This is a genomic window from Streptomyces sp. NPDC008137 (assembly GCF_042957035.1).
GTDB lineage: Bacteria > Actinomycetota > Actinomycetes > Streptomycetales > Streptomycetaceae > Streptomyces.
In genome coordinates this window covers 237,179-258,231 of the sequence record NZ_JBIBHN010000009.1, presented here as the reverse complement: position 1 = coordinate 258,231, position 21,053 = coordinate 237,179, and the positions used below count along the sequence as shown (strand labels likewise).

19 protein-coding genes are annotated in these 21,053 nt (G+C 68.3%); 11 read left to right on the top strand and 8 right to left on the bottom strand.

Annotated elements, in window-relative coordinates; genetic code table 11:
• Positions 1-21 precede the first annotated feature (21 nt).
• Positions 22-705, bottom strand: coding sequence for a helix-turn-helix transcriptional regulator (locus ACFZBT_RS18075; protein WP_391104272.1), 684 nt, complete (start codon positions 703-705; stop codon positions 22-24).
• A 392-nt stretch (positions 706-1,097) separates the two neighbouring features.
• Between ACFZBT_RS18075 and ACFZBT_RS18070 the strand changes: the two genes are divergently transcribed.
• Both ACFZBT_RS18070 and ACFZBT_RS18065 read left to right on the top strand, forming a co-directional pair.
• Positions 1,098-3,737, top strand: a complete 2,640-nt coding sequence (locus ACFZBT_RS18070; RefSeq protein WP_391104269.1) for a transglycosylase domain-containing protein — start codon at positions 1,098-1,100, stop codon at positions 3,735-3,737.
• 122 nt (positions 3,738-3,859) lie between these two features.
• Positions 3,860-5,371, top strand: a complete 1,512-nt coding sequence (locus tag ACFZBT_RS18065) for a glycosyltransferase 87 family protein (protein ID WP_391104468.1) — start codon at positions 3,860-3,862, stop codon at positions 5,369-5,371.
• Between the two features lie 112 nt (positions 5,372-5,483).
• Here ACFZBT_RS18065 and ACFZBT_RS18060 read toward each other — a convergent pair whose 3' ends face one another.
• From ACFZBT_RS18060 to ACFZBT_RS18050, 3 genes are all read right to left on the bottom strand, one after another.
• Positions 5,484-6,515 carry an alanine racemase gene (locus tag ACFZBT_RS18060; protein ID WP_215120322.1) on the bottom strand — a complete coding sequence of 344 codons (1,032 nt, stop codon included), beginning with the start codon at positions 6,513-6,515 and terminating at the stop codon, positions 5,484-5,486.
• Positions 6,516-6,576: 61 nt separating this feature from the next.
• Complete coding sequence (femX, locus tag ACFZBT_RS18055; RefSeq protein ID WP_391104265.1) at positions 6,577-7,698, bottom strand: peptidoglycan bridge formation glycyltransferase FemX; 1,122 nt, start codon at positions 7,696-7,698, stop codon at positions 6,577-6,579.
• Between the two features lie 178 nt (positions 7,699-7,876).
• Positions 7,877-8,182 (bottom strand): hypothetical protein, encoded by a 306-nt coding sequence (locus ACFZBT_RS18050; RefSeq protein WP_391104262.1) that lies wholly within the window; start codon positions 8,180-8,182, stop codon positions 7,877-7,879.
• Between the two features lie 264 nt (positions 8,183-8,446).
• Here ACFZBT_RS18050 and rpsF point away from each other — a divergent pair, with 264 nt between their 5' ends.
• The 4 genes from rpsF (at position 8,447) to rplI (ending at position 10,153) form a co-directional block, all read left to right on the top strand.
• A complete protein-coding gene (rpsF, locus tag ACFZBT_RS18045; protein ID WP_030847098.1) occupies positions 8,447-8,737 on the top strand; it encodes a 30S ribosomal protein S6 in 291 nt (96 codons plus the stop codon).
• Positions 8,738-8,813: 76 nt separating this feature from the next.
• Positions 8,814-9,407 (top strand): single-stranded DNA-binding protein, encoded by a 594-nt coding sequence (locus tag ACFZBT_RS18040; RefSeq protein WP_215120325.1) that lies wholly within the window; start codon positions 8,814-8,816, stop codon positions 9,405-9,407.
• A gap of 44 nt (positions 9,408-9,451) precedes the next feature.
• On the top strand, positions 9,452-9,688 hold the full coding sequence (gene rpsR / locus ACFZBT_RS18035; protein ID WP_003949403.1) for a 30S ribosomal protein S18: 237 nt from the start codon (positions 9,452-9,454) through the stop codon (positions 9,686-9,688).
• A gap of 18 nt (positions 9,689-9,706) precedes the next feature.
• The gene (gene rplI / locus ACFZBT_RS18030; RefSeq protein WP_184593844.1) at positions 9,707-10,153 is read left to right on the top strand and encodes a 50S ribosomal protein L9; all 447 of its coding nucleotides are present in this window, start codon (positions 9,707-9,709) and stop codon (positions 10,151-10,153) included.
• A 180-nt stretch (positions 10,154-10,333) separates the two neighbouring features.
• On the opposite strand, the gene ACFZBT_RS18025 is transcribed toward rplI, so the two are convergent.
• Complete coding sequence (locus ACFZBT_RS18025; RefSeq protein ID WP_391104257.1) at positions 10,334-11,671, bottom strand: MATE family efflux transporter; 1,338 nt, start codon at positions 11,669-11,671, stop codon at positions 10,334-10,336.
• A 460-nt stretch (positions 11,672-12,131) separates the two neighbouring features.
• Here ACFZBT_RS18025 and dnaB point away from each other — a divergent pair, with 460 nt between their 5' ends.
• Positions 12,132-13,613: a replicative DNA helicase gene (gene dnaB, locus ACFZBT_RS18020; protein ID WP_391104254.1), complete on the top strand. Its 1,482-nt coding sequence runs from the start codon at positions 12,132-12,134 to the stop codon at positions 13,611-13,613.
• A gap of 74 nt (positions 13,614-13,687) precedes the next feature.
• Positions 13,688-15,073, top strand: coding sequence for a serine hydrolase (locus ACFZBT_RS18015; RefSeq protein ID WP_391104251.1), 1,386 nt, complete (start codon positions 13,688-13,690; stop codon positions 15,071-15,073).
• 58 nt (positions 15,074-15,131) lie between these two features.
• Here ACFZBT_RS18015 and ACFZBT_RS18010 read toward each other — a convergent pair whose 3' ends face one another.
• Together ACFZBT_RS18010 and ACFZBT_RS18005 are read right to left on the bottom strand one after the other, a co-directional pair.
• Positions 15,132-15,584, bottom strand: a complete 453-nt coding sequence (locus ACFZBT_RS18010; protein ID WP_391104248.1) for a GNAT family N-acetyltransferase — start codon at positions 15,582-15,584, stop codon at positions 15,132-15,134.
• Between the two features lie 39 nt (positions 15,585-15,623).
• A complete protein-coding gene (locus ACFZBT_RS18005; protein WP_391104246.1) occupies positions 15,624-16,088 on the bottom strand; it encodes a MarR family transcriptional regulator in 465 nt (154 codons plus the stop codon).
• A gap of 142 nt (positions 16,089-16,230) precedes the next feature.
• Here ACFZBT_RS18005 and ACFZBT_RS18000 point away from each other — a divergent pair, with 142 nt between their 5' ends.
• A complete protein-coding gene (locus ACFZBT_RS18000; RefSeq protein WP_391104243.1) occupies positions 16,231-17,439 on the top strand; it encodes an MFS transporter in 1,209 nt (402 codons plus the stop codon).
• Positions 17,440-17,505: 66 nt separating this feature from the next.
• On the top strand, positions 17,506-17,928 hold the full coding sequence (locus ACFZBT_RS17995) for a heme-binding protein (protein ID WP_391104240.1): 423 nt from the start codon (positions 17,506-17,508) through the stop codon (positions 17,926-17,928).
• Positions 17,929-18,023: 95 nt separating this feature from the next.
• Here the strand turns inward: ACFZBT_RS17995 and ACFZBT_RS17990 are convergent, their stop codons facing one another.
• Positions 18,024-18,890: a GNAT family N-acetyltransferase gene (locus tag ACFZBT_RS17990; RefSeq protein WP_391104237.1), complete on the bottom strand. Its 867-nt coding sequence runs from the start codon at positions 18,888-18,890 to the stop codon at positions 18,024-18,026.
• Between the two features lie 554 nt (positions 18,891-19,444).
• Here ACFZBT_RS17990 and ACFZBT_RS17985 point away from each other — a divergent pair.
• Positions 19,445-21,046, top strand: a complete 1,602-nt coding sequence (locus tag ACFZBT_RS17985; protein WP_391104234.1) for a globin domain-containing protein — start codon at positions 19,445-19,447, stop codon at positions 21,044-21,046.
• Positions 21,047-21,053: the final 7 nt, after the last annotated feature.

Genomic DNA, 21,053 nt, shown 5'->3' with positions numbered 1-21,053 from the left:
GTGAGGCCCGTCAAAGGGCTCTCACGTGGCGGTGTCGTCGGGCGTATCCGGACGGGGGTCGCCCCCCGGCCGGGGCAGGCCGCCCGACGCTCCAGATGTGGTGTCACGCGAAGCGGGCTCCCCGGAGGAGGAACCGTTGAGGTCCCGCCCCGCCCGCTCGCTCTCGATGAGCTCGTTCAGCCAGCGCACCTCGCGCTCCACGGACTCCATCCCGTGGCGCTGAAGCTCAAGCGTGTAATCGTCGAGACGTTCCCGGGTCCGGGCCAGGGAGAGGCGCATCTTCTCGAGGCGCTCCTCCAGCCGGCTGCGGCGGCCTTCCAGTACGCGCATGCGTACATCGCGTGAGGTTTGTCCGAAGAAGGCGAAACGAGCGGCGAAGTGCTCGTCCTCGTACGCGTCGGGCCCGGTCTGCGAGAGCAACTGTTCGAAGTGCTCCTTGCCCTCCGCCGTCAACCTGTAGACGATCTTGGCGCGCCGCCCCGTGAGGGGGGCTCCAAGGGCGTCCTCGGTGGTGTTCCCCGGCTCCTCGATCAACCAGCCGTTGGCGACCAGCGTCTTGAGGCAGGGATACAGCGTCCCGTAGCTGAACGCACGGAACACACCCAGTGATGTGTTGAGTCGTTTGCGCAGCTCATAGCCGTGCATCGGAGATTCGCGTAGCAGGCCGAGTACGGCGAACTCGAGGATCCCGGAACGCCGGCTCATCGTCGCCTCCTCTCTCTCCCGCGGTACCCATGTCTCGGTGCGATGTGTCGAGCTGATGTATCGACTCGATACATCACGACGATAGAACGGCCTTACGGATGCGACAAGAGGGGGTGTGGTGACCGGGGTCACATCACCGATTCGTCGGACGCGAGTTGCCTGATTTGAGGTGAACTTCGGTCCTCGGCAGGTTTTGGTGGTGCGTAGTCTGTGCGCCATGCACATCACCGGGAACCGTGGGACGCCTGAGGGCGTCCTCGTCTTCGGTGTAGTACGGGTGCATGCGGGACCGATGAATGCGGAGCCGACCGCATCCGTACTTCGGGGGGACCGGAAACAAGCTGCCGTTTCCAGGCGCGCAGGGGTGCGCCTGCCCGAGGAGTAGTCGTTCGATGAGCGAGCACCGTCGCAAACCGCCGCAGCCGCAGGGAGGCGGACGTGCCGCGACCCGACGCGGCCAGTCCGGCCCGTCCTCCGGCCGCCGCGCGGCACCGCGAGGCGCCACCGGGTCTCCGTCCGACTCCTATGGGTCGGACTCCTACGACTCGGGGGGTGAGGAGCGCCAGTACGGCGGCCGTGCGGAGGCCCGGCGTGCGGCGCAGAGAAGTGGGGGCGGCCGCCGCAGAGCGGCCGAACCGACACGTGGCGGCCGGCGCGCCGCGCCCGGCGGGCCGAACGGGCCCGGGCGGGGCGCAGGCCGCGCGGTCATGTACGACAAGAAGCGGCTGATCGACTATCCGCGGGCCGGCAAGTACGGCTGGCAACGCTGGATGCCGTCCTGGAGGCTCGTCTCCGGACTGTGCATCGGCTTCTTCGGAAGCCTGGTGGCCGTGGCGGGCATCGGGTACGCCATGGTCGGCGTCCCCAATGAGGAGAACGCCGCGGCGCTGTCGCAGAACAACGTCTATTACTGGTCCAACGGCCAGCAGATGATCGCGACCGGCAGTGGCCAGAACCGACAGAACGTCACGATCGACAAGATCCCCAAGGCCATGCAGCAGGCCGTGATCTCGGCCGAGAACAAGAGCTTCTACCAGGACTCGGGCGTCGACCCCATGGGTATCGCCCGGGCTCTGGCGAACATGGCCCGGGGCGGCGACACGCAGGGTGGTTCGACGATCACCCAGCAGTTCGTCAAGAACACCTACCTGAGCCAGGACCAGACGGTCACCCGTAAGTTCAAGGAAATGTTCATCTCGATCAAGGTGGGCACCAAGCTCACCAAGGACGAGATCCTCCAGGGGTACCTCAACACCTCGTACTACGGCCGTGGTGCGTACGGCATCCAGGCCGCCGCCCAGACGTACTACGGCAAGGACGCGGTCGAGCTCGAGCCGAGCGAGTGCGCCTTCCTCGCAGCCCTGCTCAAGGGTCCGACGTACTACGACCCCGCGGGTAACGAGAGCCTCGACTCCTCGGCGAGCAAGGACGCCAACCTCAAGCGCTCCAAGGACCGCTGGGGCTGGATCCTCCAGCAGATGCACAACGACAAGAAGCTCTCCGACGTCGACTACCAGAAGGCGATCAGCAGGTACCCCACGCCCGATGACCGCAAAGCGGCCAAGGGTATGAGCGGCCAGATCGGCTACCTGGCGGACACGGCCAAGAAGTACGTCCTGAACCACTCCAACATCACGGAGAAGCAGTTCGACCAGGGCGGCTACCAGATCAAGACAACCTTCGAGAAGTCCAAGGTCGAAGCGCTGACCAAGGCCGTCAAGAAGGTCGAGAAGGAGAAGCTCGACCCGGACAAGCGCGAGCTGGACAAGCACGTCCAGTTCGGTGCGGCGTCGGTGAAGCCCAAGGACGGCGCGATCGTCGCGCTCTACGGTGGCGCGGGCTACGAGAACGGCCACTTCAACAACAACGCGGACACCTCGGGTGTCCCCGTCGGTTCGACGTGGAAGCCGTTCGTGCTCGCCGCCGCGATGGAGCACGGCACCTACCGGAGCGACGGAGTCGGCCTCTCGCCGTTGAGCAAGTACAACGGCAACGACCATCTCAAGATCAGGAACAACGACGGCTCCTACGTCATGAAGAAGGACAACACGCCCTTCTTCCAGGAGAACGAGAGCGATCGCCCATGGGGATACATCTCCCTGCGCAAGGCGATGGAACAGTCCGTCAACACCCCGTTCGTGCAGCTCGGCATGGACGTGGGGATGAAGAACGTGGCCGACCTGGCCGAGAAGGCCGGCATCCTGGACAGCAGCTTCGCCGGTCTCAACGCGTCGTTCGCGCTCGGCACGTCGACTCCCAGCGCCATCCGCATGGCCGACTCCTACGCGACGTTCGCCGCCGCCGGCAAGCAGGCCGCTCCGTACTCGGTGACGAGCGTCAAGTTCAACGGGGACGAGGTCCCCGGCTTCGAGAAGCCGAGGATCACGCAGGCGATGTCCGAGAACGTGGCGAACAACGTCACGAACGTTCTGGAGAACGTCATCCAGAACGGTACGGGCAAGAACGCGCTGTCCCTGGGCCGTACGGCGGCCGGCAAGACCGGTACGACGGACGAGAACAAGTCGGCCTGGTTCGTCGGCTACACCCAGCAGCTGTCGACCTCGGTCGCGATGTTCCGTGAGGACCCCAAGAGCGCCAAGCTGCTCTCCATGAACGGCACGGCGGGCGAGGTGTCCATCCACGGTGGTGACGTCCCCACGCTGGTGTGGACCGAGTACATGAAGGCCGCGCTGAAGGGCAAGCCCGACCTCGGCTTCCCGGAGCCCGAGAAGATCGGCGACATCCAGGACGCGGTGGGCGCTCCGACGCCGACGCCGACTCCCAGCGTGGAGCCCAGCGAGACCGCGACCGAGTCCCCGAGCGCCACGCCCAGCGAGACGCCGTCGTTGCCGTCGCCCTCGCCCAGTGACACCTGCGGCTTCTTCGGCTGCGATGAGGAAGACGGTGGAACGGAGAACGGCGGAACGGGCGGAGAGCCGAGCAACTCGCCCTCGCCAACGGATACGAGCGAGGACGGCGGCAACACCAGAGGAAACGGCAACGGAGGCATCTTCGGAGGCCCTGAGGGATAGCCGACCGATCGCCCGGCTTGGGTGTTTCACGTGAAACGCGAATCCGTTTCACGTGAAACAAGGGCCGCCGTACCCACCCGGGTACGGCGGCCCTCGGCGTATTGATAGAGACGTACGGCAGGATGTGCGGCATGCCCAGTGCAGAATCGACGCAATCGAGCGTCCACGAACCGGACCCGGTGCGGCCGACCAAGGAGGACAAGGTCGCCGCGGCCGGCAGCGAGCTGATCGGCGGCCCGCTGGGGCGACGTGCCCTGCTCGGGGCGTCCCGGTGGACTCCCGTGCGGGTGATCGCGCTGGTGGCGATCGGCATGTTCGCTCTAGGCCTGGTCCAGAAGGCGCCCTGCTTCAACGGAGCCTGGTTCTTCGGTGCCAGTTCCCAGTACACGCACGCGTGCTACTCGGACATCCCGCACCTCTATCAGGGGCGAGGCTTCGCCGACGGGCTGGTGCCGTACTTCGACCGGCTCCCCGGCGACATGCAGTACCTGGAGTACCCGGTTCTGACCGGTGTCTTCATGGAGGTCGCCTCCTGGCTCACGCCGGGGAGCGGCACCATCCAGTACCAGGAGCAGTGGTACTGGATGGTCAACGCCGGGATGCTCATGGTGTGCGCGTCGGTCATCGCCGTCTGCGTGACCCGTACCCATGCCCGGCGCCCCTGGGACGGCCTGCTGGTGGCCCTGGCGCCCGCCTTCGCGCTGACGGCGACCATCAACTGGGATCTGCTGGCGGTCGCTCTGACGGCCGTGGCGATGCTGATGTGGTCACGCGGTCGCCCCCTCGCCTTCGGCGTGCTGCTGGGGCTCGCCACGGCCGCCAAGCTCTATCCCTTCCTGATCCTCGGGCCCCTGCTGGTGCTGTGCTGGCGCGCGGGCAAGTGGCGTGCCTTCGGGACGGCTCTGGGCGGCGCGATCGTCGCCTGGGTGGTTGTGAACGGGCCGGTGATGCTCTTCGCGTTCGAGGGCTGGTCGAAGTTCTACACGTTCAGCCAGGAACGGGGCGTCGACTTCGGCTCCTTCTGGCTGATCATGGCCCAGAACTCGGACGACCCGCTCAGCATCGACACCGTCAACATGCTCGCCACGCTGCTGATGCTGGTGTGCTGCGCGGCTGTCGCGGCGCTCGCCCTGACCGCCCCGCGCCGCCCGCGGTTCGCCCAGCTCGCCTTCCTGATCGTCGCGGCGTTCATCCTTACCAACAAGGTCTACTCGCCGCAGTACGTCCTGTGGCTGGTGCCGCTGGCCGCCCTCGCCCGGCCGAAGTGGCGTGACTTCCTGATCTGGCAGGCCTGCGAGGTGGCGTACTTCCTGGGCATCTGGCTGTACCTCGCGTACACGACCAGCGGAGAGGCCCACAAGGGCCTGCCGGCCGACGGCTACCACTGGGCCATCGCTCTGCATCTGCTGGGGACGCTGTACCTGTGCGCCATGATCGTGCGCGACATCCTCATGCCGGAACGGGATCCGGTGCGCCGGTCCGGCGACGACGATCCCTCGGGCGGAGTGCTCGACGGCGCCGAGGACGTCTTCGTTCTCGGCCCGGCGGCCCGTCCCTCGCGGCCCACGACCGCTCGGTTCGACGGGGCGCAGGTCCAGTGGGGCAAACGCGACGCGACCGACGGTTCGCTCTGAGCGAACGGTGCGAAAGGCCGTACTGGGATAGGCCGTACAGCAAGAAGGCCGTACACGGGAAGCCGTGTACGGCCTTCTTGCCGAGCTGTGCTGTCTCAGCGCACCGCGCCGGTCAGCGGTCCATGATCCGGTCGAACTGTGTGGTGGTGTGCCGCAGATGGGCCACCAGCTCCTCGCCGACCTTCGGCTCCGGCGCGTCCGAGGGCACGAACAGGATCGAGACCTGCATGTGCGGCGGCTCGGCGAACCAGCGCTGCTTGCCGCCCCAGACGAACGGCGAAAGGTTCCGGTTGACCGTCGCGAGGCCGGCGCGGGCGACACCCTTGGCGCGCGGCATGACGCCGTGCAGCGCCTTGGGGGCCTCCAGACCCACCCCGTGCGACGTACCGCCCGCCACGACCACCAGGAAGCCGTCGGAGGCCGCCTTCTGCTGCCGGTAGCCGAAACGCTCGCCCTTGGCGACACGCGTGACGTCCAGGACCGCGCCGCGGTACTCGGTGGCCTCGTGGTCCCCCAGCCACAGCCGCGTGCCGATGCGGGCACGGAACCGGGTCTGCGGGAACTGCTGCTGGAGACGGGCGAGTTCATCTGCCTTGAGGTGGCTGACGAACATGGTGTGCAGGGGCAGCCGGGCCGCGCGCAGCCGGTCCATCCAGCCGATGACCTCCTCGACCGCGTCCGAGCCGTCGGTGCGGTCCAGCGGCAGGTGGATGGCGAAGCCCTCCAGCCGGACGTTCTCGATGGCGGCGTGCAGCTGGGCGAGATCCTGCTCGCTGATGCCGTGCCGCTTCATCGAGGACATCACCTCGATCACCACGCGGGCACCGACCAGGCCGTAGACGCCGTCTATCGACGAGACCGAGCGGATGACCCGGTCCGGCAGCGGCACCGGCTCCTCACCGCGCCGGTACGGCGTCAGCACCAGCAGGTCGCCGCCGAAGAAGTCCTTGATGCGCGCGGCCTCGTACGTCGTGCCGACAGCGAGGATGTCCGAGCCCAGCCGGGTGGCCTCCTCCGCCAGCCGCTCGTGCCCGAAGCCGTAACCATTGCCCTTGCAGACCGGGACGAGCCCAGGGAACTGATCCTGCACGTGCTTGTGGTGCGCACGCCAGCGCGCGGTGTCGACGTAGAGCGTGAGCGCCATGGCCGGACCTGGAACCTTTCTCGTGGCTGTCAGGGGTGCGGGATGAGGGGTGGGTGCGGGGTCAGCGGCGCGACATGTAGATGTCGAGCGCCTTGTGCAGCAGCTTGTTCAGCGGGAAGTCCCACTCGCCGAGGTATTCGGCCGCCTGGCCGCCCGTACCCACCTTGAACTGGATCAGGCCGAAGAGGTGGTCGGTCTCGTCCAGCGAGTCGGAGATGCCGCGCAGGTCGTAGACGGTGGCGCCGAGCGCGTAGGCATCGCGCAGCATCCGCCACTGCATCGCGTTCGAGGGCCGCACCTCACGGCCGATGTTGTCGGAGGCGCCGTAGGAGTACCAGACGTGGCCGCCGACGATCAGCATCGTCGCCGCCGACAGGTTCACGCCGTTGTGCCGGGCGAAGTACAGCCGCATGCGGTTGGGGTCCTCGGTGTTGAGGGCCGTCCACATGCGCTGGAAGTACGACAGCGGGCGCGGCCGGAAGTGGTCGCGCACGGCAGTGATCTCGTACAGCCGCTGCCATTCCTCGAGGTCCTGGTAGCCGCCCTGGACGACCTCGACGCCGGCCTTCTCGGCCTTCTTGATGTTGCGGCGCCACAGCTGGTTGAAGTTCTTGTGGACCTCTTCCAGGGAGCGGTTGGCCAGCGGCACCTGGTAGACGTACCGGGGCTGGACGTCGCCGAAGCCGGCGCCGCCGTCCTCGCCCTGCTGCCAGCCCATGCGGCGCAGCTTGTCGGCGACCTCGAAGGCACGCGGCTCGATGTGGTCGGCCTCGATGTCGCGCAGGCGCTTGACGTCCGGGTTCTGGATGCCGGCCTTGATCGAGGCGGCCTCCCAGCGCCGGATGATCACCGGCGGACCCATCTTCACGGAGAAGGCGCCCTGCTGCTTCAGGTGAGCCAGCATCGGCTCGATCCATTCCTGCAGATTCGGCGAGAACCAGTTGATGACCGGGCCCTCGGGCAGGTACGCGAGGTAGCGCTTGATCTTGGGGAGCTGCCGGTAGAGGACCAGGCCGGCACCGACGAGCTCGCCGGTCCGGCCGTCGAACCATCCGAGGTGCTCGGAGCGCCACTCCGCCTTGACGTCAGCCCAGGCCGGGACCTGCATGTGGCTCGCCGAGGGCAGGCTCTGGATGTAGGCCAGATGCTGCTCGCGGCTGATGGTCCTCAGGGTCAGGCTCATTTCGGGGCGCTCCTCGGGCTGGTGTGTCCCCATGGGTTCAGGGGCTCCGGCTCTCGCGCGAAGCCTACTGCGCCTTGGGAGCGCGCCGGTTGGGCGTACGGAACCTTCGCCCCGGCCCGTGGGCGGCCGGGGCGTCACACGATGTTCAGGTGGGGTGTGCCTGACGTCAGTCGATGAGTCAGCCGAACAACCCGCCGTGCGCCATGCCCAGGAAGAACCCCACAGCCGAGGCTCCCAGGCCGAGGATCAGGCCGAAGCGCTCACGGGTCGTCTCCGAGATCCACTGGCCGTACGCGCCGGTGAGAATGCCCACCAGGCCGGTCCAGGAGCTGAGTAGGTACAGGTCATCGTCGACGAGTGCCGTGACGAACGACGTGATGCCCAGCACCAGGGTCACCGCGAGCAGGGTGTCCTGGAGGGGGTGGGGCTTGCCGTCCGTGGCGAAGAGGCCGCCGGCGGTGTTGGGTCGCAATGCTTGTGCCATAGGGCACCTCCTGCGAAAGTCGGCGCATCGTAGCGCCATACACACCCGATGTGTACAGATTGGCTGCCCTCGCCGCCGGATTTCAACCGCAAGCCGCTGTGCGGGTACTCTGTACCGTCCGCACCGGTGTCTGCCCATGTCACGGCAAGGGGTTCTCGAGAGAAGCCCCGACTGTCAGTGGTGGCCGATACCGTCGGATACGCATCACAACCCTCCTGCCACGGATCGACCGTGGCCGCTGAGTCCAAAGGAGGTGGGTTCCACATGCGTCACTACGAGGTGATGGTCATCCTCGACCCCGAGGTCGAGGAGCGCGCTGTCTCTCCGTTGATCGAGAACTTCCTCTCTGTCGTCCGTGACGGCGGCGGAAAGGTCGAGAAGGTCGACACCTGGGGCCGTCGTCGTCTCGCGTACGAGATCAAGAAGAAGCCTGAGGGCATCTACTCGGTCATCGACCTGCAGGCCGAGCCTGCGGTCGTCAAGGAGCTCGACCGCCAGATGAACCTGAACGAGTCGGTCCTCCGGACCAAGGTCCTCCGCCCCGAGACCCACTGAGCTCTCCCGCTCAGCTGATCCCGGGATTCGAGTAGCAGCACAAGCAGCCAGCAGCAAACCCGCCGAGAGGTTCCCCATGGCAGGCGAGACCGTCATCACGGTGGTCGGCAATCTTGTCGACGACCCCGAGCTGCGCTTCACCCCCTCCGGTGCGGCCGTCGCGAAGTTCCGTGTCGCGTCCACTCCCCGCACCTTCGACCGCCAGACGAACGAGTGGAAGGACGGCGAGAGCCTCTTCCTGACCTGCTCGGTCTGGCGTCAGGCGGCTGAGAACGTCGCCGAGTCGCTCCAGCGAGGCATGCGCGTCATCGTGCAGGGCCGGCTGAAGCAGCGGTCCTACGAGGACCGCGAGGGCGTCAAGCGCACGGTCTACGAGCTGGACGTCGAGGAAGTCGGCGCCAGCCTGCGCAACGCCACGGCCAAGGTCACCAAGACCACCGGCCGCGGTGGCCAGGGCGGCTACGGCGGCGGCAGCGGTGGTGGCGGCGGCCAGGGTGGCGGCGGCTGGGGCGGCGGCCCCGGTGGCGGCCAGCAGGGCGGCGGCGCTCCCGCTGACGACCCGTGGGCGACCGGCGCTCCCGCCGGTGGCAACCAGGGCGGTGGCGGCGGCTGGGGTGGAAACTCCGGCGGCGGCGGTGGCGGCGGCTACTCGGACGAGCCCCCCTTCTAGGGCGGGTTCGTACCCAAACTTCTTGATCACACAGGAGAATCACCATGGCGAAGCCGCCTGTGCGCAAGCCGAAGAAGAAGGTCTGCGCATTCTGCAAGGACAAGGTCACGTACGTGGACTACAAGGACACGAACATGCTGCGGAAGTTCATTTCCGACCGCGGCAAGATCCGTGCCCGCCGCGTGACCGGCAACTGCACGCAGCACCAGCGTGACGTCGCCACGGCCGTGAAGAACAGCCGTGAGATGGCGCTGCTGCCCTACACCTCCACCGCGCGATAAGGGAAGGGTGACCGACACATGAAGATCATCCTCACCCACGAGGTCTCCGGCCTCGGCGCCGCGGGCGACGTCGTCGACGTCAAGGACGGTTACGCTCGCAACTACCTGATCCCGCGGAAGTTCGCTATCCGCTGGACCAAGGGCGGCGAGAAGGACGTCGAGCAGATCCGTCGTGCTCGCAAGATCCACGAGATCCAGACCATCGAGCAGGCCAACCAGGTGAAGGCCCAGCTCGAGGGCGTCAAGGTCCGCCTGGCCGTCCGTGCCGGCGACGCCGGTCGCCTCTTCGGTTCCGTCACCCCGGCCGACATCGCCTCGGCGATCAAGGCTGCCGGTGGCCCCGAGGTCGACAAGCGCCGCATCGAGGTCGGTTCGCCGATCAAGTCGCTGGGCGCTCACCAGACGTCTGTGCGTCTGCACCCCGAGGTTGACGCCAAGGTCAGCATCGAGGTCGTCGCGGCCTGAGTGCCGCGCTCGCTGATGCAGTGAGCGATGGGGCCGCACCCTTCGGGGTGCGGCCCCATCGTCGTTTCCGGTCGCATCTCGTCATGCCCGGAGACGACGTGCGGCTCTGGATACGCAGTATCTGGTTTCACGTGAAACACCGTGTTTCACGTGAAACAGTCCGTCGGCAGAGCCCGGTCGTCAGCGGGTCGCGCCCGTGACCATCCAGCGGCCAGAACGGCTCCGGAGCCACAGGGTCAGCATCCGCATGGTCATCATCAGCGTCATGGTGGCCCACAGGGCGGTGAGTCCACCGCCCAGTACTGGAACCAGCAGAGCGACCGGGGTAAAGACCGCCAGGGTGATCACCATCGCCCAGGCGAGGTAGGGACCGTCGCCGGCGCCCATCAAGACCCCGTCCAGGACGAAGACGATTCCGGAGATCGGCTGTGAGAGGGCGACGATGACCAGGGCGGGCAGAGCCGCGTCCTTGACCGCCGAGTCACCGGTGAACAGGGGCAGGAACGCCGGTCGGGTGAGGACGACCAGGACGCCGAGGACGACCCCGACGGCGATGCCCCACTCCACCATGCGACGACATGCGGCGCGTGCGCCCTGTGTGTCACCGGCTCCGAGGTAGCGCCCGATGATGGCCTGCCCGGCGATGGCGATGGCGTCGAGGGCGAAGGCGAGCAGATTCCACAGGGACAGAATGATCTGGTGGGCGGCGATGTCGGCATCTCCTAGTCGAGCGGCCACCGCCGTCGCGATCATCAGGATCGCCCGCAGGGAGAGGGTGCGGACCAGCAGGGGCACACCGGCCTGAGCGGAGGCCCTGATCCCGGCGGCGTCCGGGCGCAGTGAGGCGCCATGCTTCCGCGCACCACGCAGAACCACCACGAGGTAGACCGCGGCCATGCCGCACTGGGCGATGACTGTGCCCCAGGCGGAGCCGGCGATCCCCAGCCCTGCCCCGTACACGAGCCCCGCGTTGAGGGCGCCGTTGGCCACGAAGCCGATGACGGCGACGTAGAGCGGGGTCTTGGTGTCCTGCAGGCCCCGCAGGAGACCCGTCGCGGCGAGGACGACGAGCATCGCCGGTATGCCGAGCACGGAGATGCGCAGATAAGTGATCGCATAGGGGGCTGCCGCATCCGAGGTGCCGAAGAGGTCCACGAGGTGGGGCGCTGTCGGTAGGGCGACGGCGACGACGCTGGCGCCGAGGAGCAGAGCCAGCCAGATGCCGTCCATGCCCTGGCGGATGGCGGCCGGGAGATCACCCGCGCCGACGCGACGGGCGACCGCCGCCGTCGTGGCGTAGGCGAGGAAGACGAAGACGCTGACGGAGGTCATCAGCAGGGCCGAGGCGACGCCGAGACCGGCAAGTTGGGCTGTGCCCAGATGGCCGACGATGGCGGTGTCGGTCATGAGGAAGAGGGGCTCGGCGACCAGCGCGCCGAAGGCCGGCACGGCGAGTGCGACGATCTCTCGGTCGTGCTGTCTCCGGCCGGCTCGAGGGTGCGCGGGGGCCTGTGTCATGTGCACCAATCTAATCGTCCACAGGTAAGAGATGCAAAGCTTTTGTGACCCTTACCATTCGTCCAGGGGTGCGCACTGCTGTGCACCATTCGAAGCGATCTTGGGCCGGTTGGGGAAGTTTTTCTTCTGCACAGCCCGTGGATGGCAAAGTCGCAGGTCAGGGCGGCTTGTCTGTGACGGGTCGATGCTTGTTCACAGGCCTGTCCACCGGGTCGTGCACAGGTTTCGCCGAGTTCTCCACAGCATCTGGGCCGTCGTCCACATGGCCTGTGGATAACCAGATTGGCTGACGGTGCCGACGGGCCTACGGTAGTCCGGCGCCCGCTCCGTCCGCCGGTTTTCAAACCGTCACAAAACCGGCGTCCAGTAACCGGAGTTGGGCCTCTCATTTGTCAGTGCCGTGCCGTAGAAAAGAGGGGCACGGCGAGGTCTGCTGCGGCGGACGGGAGGAGGTGGCTCGGTGAGCATTTCCGAGCCCTTGGACGACCCGTGGGCCGACAGCGGGCCCAGTGATCGTCTGCCCTCCTCCCGCCGGCGGGGTGACAGCGCTCGGGGCCGCGACGAGCAGCACGAGCGCGGCAGGGACAACGGCGAATGGGACGGCGGCGGAAGCACGTCGTTCGAACGGGTGCCGCCGCAGGACATCGAGGCCGAGCAGTCCGTCCTCGGCGGCATGCTGCTGTCCAAGGACGCCATCGCCGACGTCGTCGAGATCCTCAAGGGCCACGACTTCTACAAGCCGGCCCACGAGACGATCTACCAGGCCGTCCTCGACGTCTATGCCAAGGGCGAGCCGGCCGACCCCATCACCATCGCCGCCGAGCTCACCAAGCGCGGTGAGATCAACAAGGTCGGCGGGGCGTCGTATCTGCACACCCTCGTCCAGACGGTGCCCACAGCGGCGAACGCCGCCTACTACGCGGAGATCGTCCACGAACGTGCCGTGCTGCGGCGCCTGGTCGAGGCCGGTACGCGCATCACCCAGATGGGATACGCGGCCGACGACGACGTCGACGAGATCGTCAACCGCGCCCAGGCAGAGGTCTACGCGGTCACCGAGCAGCGCACCAGCGAGGACTACCTGCCGCTCGGCGACATCATGGAAGGCGCGCTCGACGAGATCGAGGCGATCGGCTCACGCAGCGGTGAGATGACCGGCGTGCCCACCGGGTTCACGGACTTCGACTCGCTCACCAACGGACTGCACCCGGGCCAGATGATCGTCATCGCCGCGCGTCCCGCCATGGGTAAGTCCACGCTCGCGCTGGACTTCGCCCGGGCCGCGTCGATCAAGAACAACCTGCCGAGCGTCATCTTCTCCCTCGAAATGGGCCGCAACGAGATCGCGATGCGTCTGCTGTCCGCCGAGGCCCGTGTCGCTCTGCACCACATGCGTTCCGGCACGATGACCGACGAGGACTGGACACGCTTGGCCCGGCGCATGCCGGACGTCTCGGCCGCACCGCTCTTCATCGACGACTCGCCCAACCTGTCGATGATGGAGATCCGCGCCAAGTGTCGCCGCCTGAAGCAGCGCAACGACATCAGGCTGGTCGTCATCGACTACCTCCAGCTGATGCAGTCCGGTGGGTCCAAGCGTGCCGAGAACCGTCAGCAGGAGGTCTCGGACATGTCCCGTAACCTCAAGCTCCTCGCCAAGGAGCTGGAGATCCCGGTCATCGCGCTCTCCCAGCTGAACCGTGGTCCCGAGCAGCGCACGGACAAGAAGCCGATGGTCTCCGACCTGCGTGAGTCCGGCTCCATCGAGCAGGACGCCGACATGGTCATCCTGCTGCACCGCGAGGACGCCTACGAGAAGGAGTCGCCGCGCGCGGGCGAGGCCGACCTGATCGTGGCCAAGCACCGAAACGGCCCGACGGCGACGATCACGGTCGCCTTCCAGGGCCACTACTCACGGTTCGTCGACATGGCGCAGACCTGACCTGACCGGCGTCCAGCGACGCCAGCCCGGAATGTGCTCGACGCGGCGAGGCCGGGGCGGGTGGACTGGGCCCCATGACGACATCTCAGGAAGAACTGCTTCCCGCCACACGTCGCGCACTGCTGCACCGGATCGCCGTCGCCCAGGCCGAAGGACGGGCGCCGTCGCTCGTCGCGGCCGTCGTGCGGGACGGGAAGCCGGTGTGGACGGGTGCGCGGACCTCGGTGGAGGGGCAGGCGCCCGACGAGAACGTGCAGTACCGGATCGGCTCGATCACCAAGACCTTCACCGCGGTTCTCGTCCTGCGACTGCGTGACGAGGGCGCACTGGACCTCGGGGATCCGTTGGAGAAGCATCTGCCGGGCACCGGCGTGGGGGAGGCGACCGTCGCCGAACTGCTCGCGCACGCCGGAGGGCTGGCGGCCGAGACGCCGGGGCCGTGGTGGGAGCGGAGCCCCGGATCGCTGCGGCCCGAAATCGCCGATGTGCTGGGCGAGCGGCCCGTGCTGTGGCCGCCCGGACGTCGGTTCCACTACTCGAACCCGGGCTACGCGCTGCTCGGCGCGCTCATCGAGAAGCTGCGCGGCGCCTCCTGGGAGGATGTCCTTCGGCGCGAAGTGCTCGAACCTCTGGACTTGCACCGCACGAGCGTGCGTCCTCAGGCGCCGCATGCGGGTGGCTGGGCGGTGCATCCCTGGGCCGACGTGATGCTGCCGGAGCCCACCGAGAATCTGGGGCGCATGGCCCCGGCGGGGCAACTGTGGTCGACCACGGGTGACTTGGCGCGCTTCGCGGCCTTCCTGGTCAACGGCGACGAGCGGGTGCTGAGCGCCGAGTCGCTGCGGGAGATGAGGACACCGGCAGCGCCCCACGACGCGGCGGACGTGGCGAGCGGCTACGCCTACTGCCTGGGGATGGAGATCCGGCGGCGGAACGGGCGGTCCCTCGTCGGACACACCGGTTCGCTGCCCGGCTTCCTCGCATGCCTCATGATCGGTGTCGAGGAGGACGTGGCTGCGGTCGTCCTGGCCAACTGCACCTCGGGCCCGCTGCTGTTCTCCGTTGCCGCCGACCTGGTCCGCATCGTCGCCGAGGCGGAACCGCGCATCCCCTCCTCGTGGAAGCCGCTGAGCGATGTCGATCCGTCGATGCTGGAGCTGACGGGCCAGTGGTACTGGGGGACGCACACCCATGCGCTGCGGCTGACGGCCGACGGACTGGTCTCGTTGGGGCCGCTGTCGGGCGCAGGCCGGCGCTCGCGGTTCCGCCCGAACGGTGACGGCACGTGGACGGGCCTGGAGGGCTACTACGCCGGCGAACTCCTGAAGGCTGTACGGCGACCGGACGGATCCGTGAGCCATCTGGACCTCGGCTCGTTCGTGTTCACGCGTCAGCCGTACGACGAGGGGGCTCCTGTGCCGGGTGGGGTCGACCCTGAGGGGTGGCGTGGGATCGGGTAGGCGGTGAACGGCGAAGGGCGCTCTGTTTCACGTGAAACAGAGCGCCCTTCGCCGTCGGTCACAGCTGGAGCTTGAAGCCCGTGTGGGAGGCCGTGAAACCGAGCCGCTCGTAGAAGCGGTGGGCGTCGGTGCGGGATGTGTCGGAGGTCAGCTGGACCAACTGGCAGCCCGAGTCCCGGGATTCGCTGATCGCCCATTCGATGAGCTGTGTTCCCAGGCCGCTGCCGCGCTCGTCGGCGTGGATGCGTACGCCCTCGATGATCGACCTGGTCGTGCCGCGCCGGGACAGGCCGGGAATGATCGTGAGCTGGAGTGTGCCGACGACCTGGCTCTCCCGGACCGCCACGACCAGACGCTGGTTGGGGTCGGCACTGAGCCGCTCCAGCGCGGTCAGGTACGGGACGAGGTCGTCCGGTGACTCGCGCTGTGCGCCCAGGGGGTCGTCCGCGAGCATTGCGACGATCGCCAGTACGTCGTCGGCGACGGCGGCACGTATCTCAAGATCTCCCATGGACGCACCTTAGGCGGAGATGGCCCGCGCGGAGGCGTCCTATGCGGGCACCGGGGCCTTCAGCGTCTCGACCACCCGGACCAGTGGGGCCAGCTCGGGGTTCTTCGCGGCCTCGTCCAGAGCCTTGCGCAGGGCGGCGTCATTGGTCGGCCGTGCCGCCTCCAGCAACTCGAGACCCGCGTCGGTGACGTTCGTGTAGATGCCCCGGCGGTCGGTGGGGCACAGATAGCGCTCCAGGAGCCCGCGGTCCTCGAGGCGGGTGACCAGGCGAGTGGTGGCGCTCTGGCTGAGCACGACCGCGTCGGCGACCTGCTTCATCTGCAGATGGCCTCCGTCCCCGTCGTGCTGCCTGCTGAGCACGTCCAGCAGGGAGTACTCCCGCGCGCTCAGGTCGTGCTTGGCCTGCAGGGCGCGCTCGATGTGGCCCTCGATCCTCCCGTGCAGCAGGGAAAGGGCGCACCAGCCCTGGGCGAGCGCGGTGAGCGCGGGGTCTGTCGCTGTCATTGGCGTTTCCTCCGTCCCGGAGCGGCTGACACCCAGGATAGAGCAGCATCGCAATTGATGTCGTTTGCCTGTAGCCCGCGTGTGCAACTATTGTGGACGCACGCAAAGCGCTCCTGCAATCTTCTGGGAAGGTAACCCCTCCATGCCTCTCGCGCTTCTGGCCCTCGCGATCGGGGCCTTCGGGATCGGAACGACAGAGTTCGTGATCATGGGCTTGCTGCCCCAGGTCGCGGGCGACTACGGGGTCTCCATCCCCACCGCCGGGTACCTGGTGACCGGCTACGCGCTCGGTGTGATGTTCGGCGCCCCGCTGATGACCGTTCTCGGCACCAAGATCTCCCGCAAGCGGATGCTGATGGTGCTGATGGGCCTGTTCATCGTCGGTAACCTGCTCTCGGCTCTCGCCCCCGCCTTCGCCGTCATGCTGATCGGCCGGATCGTGGCCTCGCTGGCCCATGGCGCCTTCTTCGGTATCGGCGCGGTCGTCGCGGCCGAGCTGGTTGCGCCGGACAAGAAGGCCGGAGCCATATCGATGATGTTCACCGGGCTGACCGTCGCCAACGTCGTCGGCGTCCCGCTGGGCACGCTCGTCGGTCAGTCCGTCGGCTGGCGCGTGACCTTCGGCATCGTCGCCGCCCTCGGCGTCATCGGCCTGGCCGGCATCGTCCGGCTCGTCCCCGACATGCCCAAGCCGGAGGGCGTGCGCCTGCGGCACGAGCTGGCCGCCTTCAAGAACGTGCAGGTGCTGCTCGCGATGGCGATGACCGTCCTCGGCTTCGGCGGTGTCTTCGCGGCCATCACCTACATCGCGCCGATGATGACGCACGTCGCCGGCTTCGCCGACGGCTCCGTCACCTGGCTCCTGGTCCTCTTCGGCCTCGGCATGGTCGGCGGCAACCTTGTCGGCGGCAAGTTCGCCGACCGCGCCCTGATGCCCATGCTGTACATCTCCCTGGGCGCCCTGGCCGTCGTCCTGGCGCTGTTCACCCTCACCGCACACGACAAGCCGCTGTCGGCCGTCACCATCGCGCTGATCGGCGCCCTGGGCTTCGCCACCGTCCCGCCGCTCCAGAAGCGGGTCCTCGACCAGGCCCACGGCGCCCCGACCCTGGCGTCCGCCGTGAACATCGGCGCCTTCAACCTCGGCAACGCCCTCTCCGCCTGGCTCGGCGGCCTCGTGATCGGTGCGGGCCTCGGCTACACCGCCCCCAACTGGGTCGGTGCCGCCCTGGCGGCGAGCGCCCTGCTCCTTGCCTTCCTCTCGGCCGCTCTGGAACGCCGTGCCGGTGCCCCCAGCACCGTCGTCACAGGAGCCGCGCCGGCCGAGCGGCAGACCGCCGTCCACCACTGACCGACTGGGCCCACTCCGCCCCAGAGCCAGACCAGAACCAACACGCAAGCCTTAGGAGAACCCCTCATGAGCACCACCACAGCCGTGGTCCCGCTGGCCACCCAGGACGCAGACGCACTCGTCTCCGCCGCCCGTCGTGCCGCCGAGGCCGCAGGAGTGCCCGTCAGTGTCACCGTCCTGGACGCGGGCGGCTATCTGCTCGCCTTCCGGCGCGACGACCGTGCCGTGCTGATCTCCGGCGAGACCAGCACCCGTAAGGCCTACACGGCTCTCCAGCTGAACGCGCCCACCGCCGACCTCGTTGACGCCGTGCAGCCCGGAGGTCCCTTCCACACGCTGCCGACCGCGCTCGACCGGCCGCTGCTGTTCATCGCGGGTGGCGTGCCGGTGCACCGTGACGGTCGCTTGATCGGCGCGATCGGCGTCGGCGGTGGCGCCCCGGAGCAGGACCACGCCTTCGCCGCGGCCGCCGTGGTGGCCCTCGCCTGACTCGGCACCGCAATGCGACGACGCCGGCTCCCCCCATTCCCCGGGGAGCCGGCTTCGTCGTATCCAGGGCCCGTCAGCCCGCGTATCCAGGGCCTTCAGCCCGCCGCGACCGTGACTGGCGCGAACCGGCGGGTCCAGTCGCCGGGCAGCTCGGTGATCCCGTACGCCATCACCGAGTTGAAGGCGGTGGACGTCAGGCCGCGCTCCTTCACCCACGCCAGCAGCTCTTCGTGCCGCACGTCGATATCGGTGCGCAGAGGGCGGTCGGTGTGGGCCGCGAGGGAGGCGATCAGTGCCTGGGCGACTGCCGTATCGCGGGCGATGAGCGGACCGACGACGTGGGTGTCCATGTTGGGCCAGGCGGCCGTGTACCCGATGATCCGCCCGTCCTCCTCGGCCACGCGCAACTGGTCGGCGAAGGCGGGAAGTCGCGTGACGATGTGGGTGCGGTCGGTCCCGAACGCCTGCTCGTCGAGCCGGAGGATGGCGGCGAGGTCCTCGGCGGTCGCGGCACGGGTGGCCACCGCGGGATCCGGTCCGCCCGGAGTGAAGTGCCCGCGCACCATCTCCGCTCGCCCGGTGACCTTGAAGCCGAGTTCCTCGTAGAGGGGGCGGCCGTTGGGTGTCGCGTGCAGGGTGAGGGGGGTGGGGCCCATCTCCGAGACGACGTGGCGCATCAGCCGGCGTCCCACGCCCTGTCGCGCATGCCGGCCGGCGACCAGGACCATGCCGATCGCCGCGAGGGCGGGGTGCTCGTGCGGTCCGTACTCGGTGACGACACAGGCGCTCACCAGGCCGCCGTCGGGGTCATCAATGCCGTAGCCCTTCCCGGCTGTGAGGAGGAAGCCCCACTTGTGCTCCTCCCGTGGCCACCCCCGGTCCTGAGACAAGTCGGCGCAGGCGGCGAGATCGCGGAGCGTCAGACGTCGGATGGGCAGAGAGGCAAGGGAAGGAGTCGGCACGCAGGTCAGGCTGTCCGACAAGGGCCCCTGACGTCCACCTCTTTCCCTGGACTCATACGAGCTTTTGGCCAGTTGTAGCCGTCCGCACAGAGAGCGGTCAGACGCCGGACGTTTCACGTGAAACACGGGCGCGATGTGCAGTAGTTGCCGGTACCGATGATTCGCGCGGTGCCCTCATTCGTGACGAGGGAAGGGGGGACTTGTGTGCGCGGCGGTGGCCGGTAGGGTCGACTCCGGTTCGCATTCGGGGCGGGTGACCCGTTCCGTGCGGGCTGAGCGCAGGGCAATGCAGCCTAATGGGACGGAGAGATCGAAGACCCGCGTTTCCGGTTACGCGACTGAGCCGTCCAGACGAGTGGGAAGCTCGGGTGAGAGCACTGCGGGCAATGTCACACTCTTGCCTACTTGTCCGTACGGAGCCGAAATACGGGTTGAATGTGGCCGCATTGGCCACGACATGGATGGGAACGCAGACCGTCCACGGGGGAAAGCAGGCACCTTCCGATTAGGGAAGTGCGCAGACCGACCGAAAGATGCTCGAGGCGAGGCACACCATGGACGCTCCGACCACCGCGTCGGCCGACAACGGCACTTCCGGCGGCGGAGGCGGCTGGTTCACGCCCCGCAAGAAGCCGACGACGACACCGGACAGCGAAACCGGTACACCGGAGGGGCGCCGCCCTGCCGCGATACGCCCCGTGGGCAGGCCGACCGCCGCCCCGGAGACGCCGGCCGACGGCACGGCGGTGCCGCCCGCGCCGACGACCGGGCGCGCGAGCACCGGTGGGCCGGAACAGGGGCATGAGCCCCCGGCGGCTATACCCACGCCCGCCCCTCTGGCCGCACAGCACGCCTCGGCGCCCGCGGCTGCGAGCGTTGCCGCGGCCTCGTCAGCGGGTCCCGCGCCCACGACGCTCACACCGGCGCCCTTCGCCTCCGCAGCTCCCTCCGCACCCGGCCCCGACGAGATGCGGGCTCCCGCCCAGCCGCAGGCCCCCGCAACGCCCCCGAGCCAGACCGCCTCCGCCCCGGCCGTGGAAGCGTCTCCGGACGCCATCCTCATCCGGCGTGCCATGGCCGAGGTCGCACCCGTGGCCGAGAAGGTCACGTCGTACTTCTACGCCCTGCTCTTCGTCCGCTACCCGGATCTGCGGCCGTTGTTCCCGCCCGCGATGGACACCCAGCGGGACCGGCTCCTCAAGGCGCTGCTCACGGCCGCCGAACACATCGACAACACCGACGTCCTCGTCGACTACCTGCAGAACCTCGGCCGGGGCCACCGTAAGTACGGGACGCGGGCCGAGCATTACCCGGCCGTCGGCGAATGCCTCATCGGCGCGCTGAGCAAGTACGCCGCCGGGGTCTGGAACGAGGAGATGGAGGCGGCCTGGGTCCGGGCGTACACCACCATCTCGCAGGTGATGATCGACGCGGCGGCCAGGGACGAACTGCGTGCCCCGGCCTGGTGGTATGCCGAGGTCGTCACCCACGACCTCAGAACTCCGGACGTCGCGGTCATCACCGTCCGGCCCGACCAGCCGTACCCCTTCCTAGCCGGGCAGTACACGAGCGTGGAGACGCCCTGGTGGCCCCGGATCTGGCGGCACTACTCCTTCGCCTCGGCGCCCCGCTCCGACGGGCTGCTGTCGTTCCACGTGAAGGCCGTCCCGGCGGGGTGGGTCTCCAACGCCCTGGTGCACCGGGCCCGCCCCGGTGACATCATCCGGCTCGGTCCGCCCGCCGGCGCCATGACCGTGGACCACACCACCGAGAGCGGTCTGCTCTGCGTGGGCGGTGGCACGGGCATCGCGCCCATCAAGGCACTGGTCGAAGACGTCGCCGAGCACGGGGACCGCCGGTCGGTCGAGGTCTTCTACGGGGCCCGCACCGATCACGACCTGTACGACATCGACACCATGCTCCGCCTCCAGCAGAGCCATCCCTGGCTCTCGGTCCGCGCGATCATCGACCAGCAGGCGCACCAGCAACTGCCGGACGCGATACGCGCCTATGGGCCATGGGACGAGTTCGAGGCCTATCTCTCAGGCCCGCCCGGGATGATCCGCAGCGGTGTGGACGCCCTCAGGGACGTCGGCATCCCGTCGGACCGGATACGGCACGACTCCGTGGAGGAACTGGTCGCGGCCGGGCCCTGATCCGCTG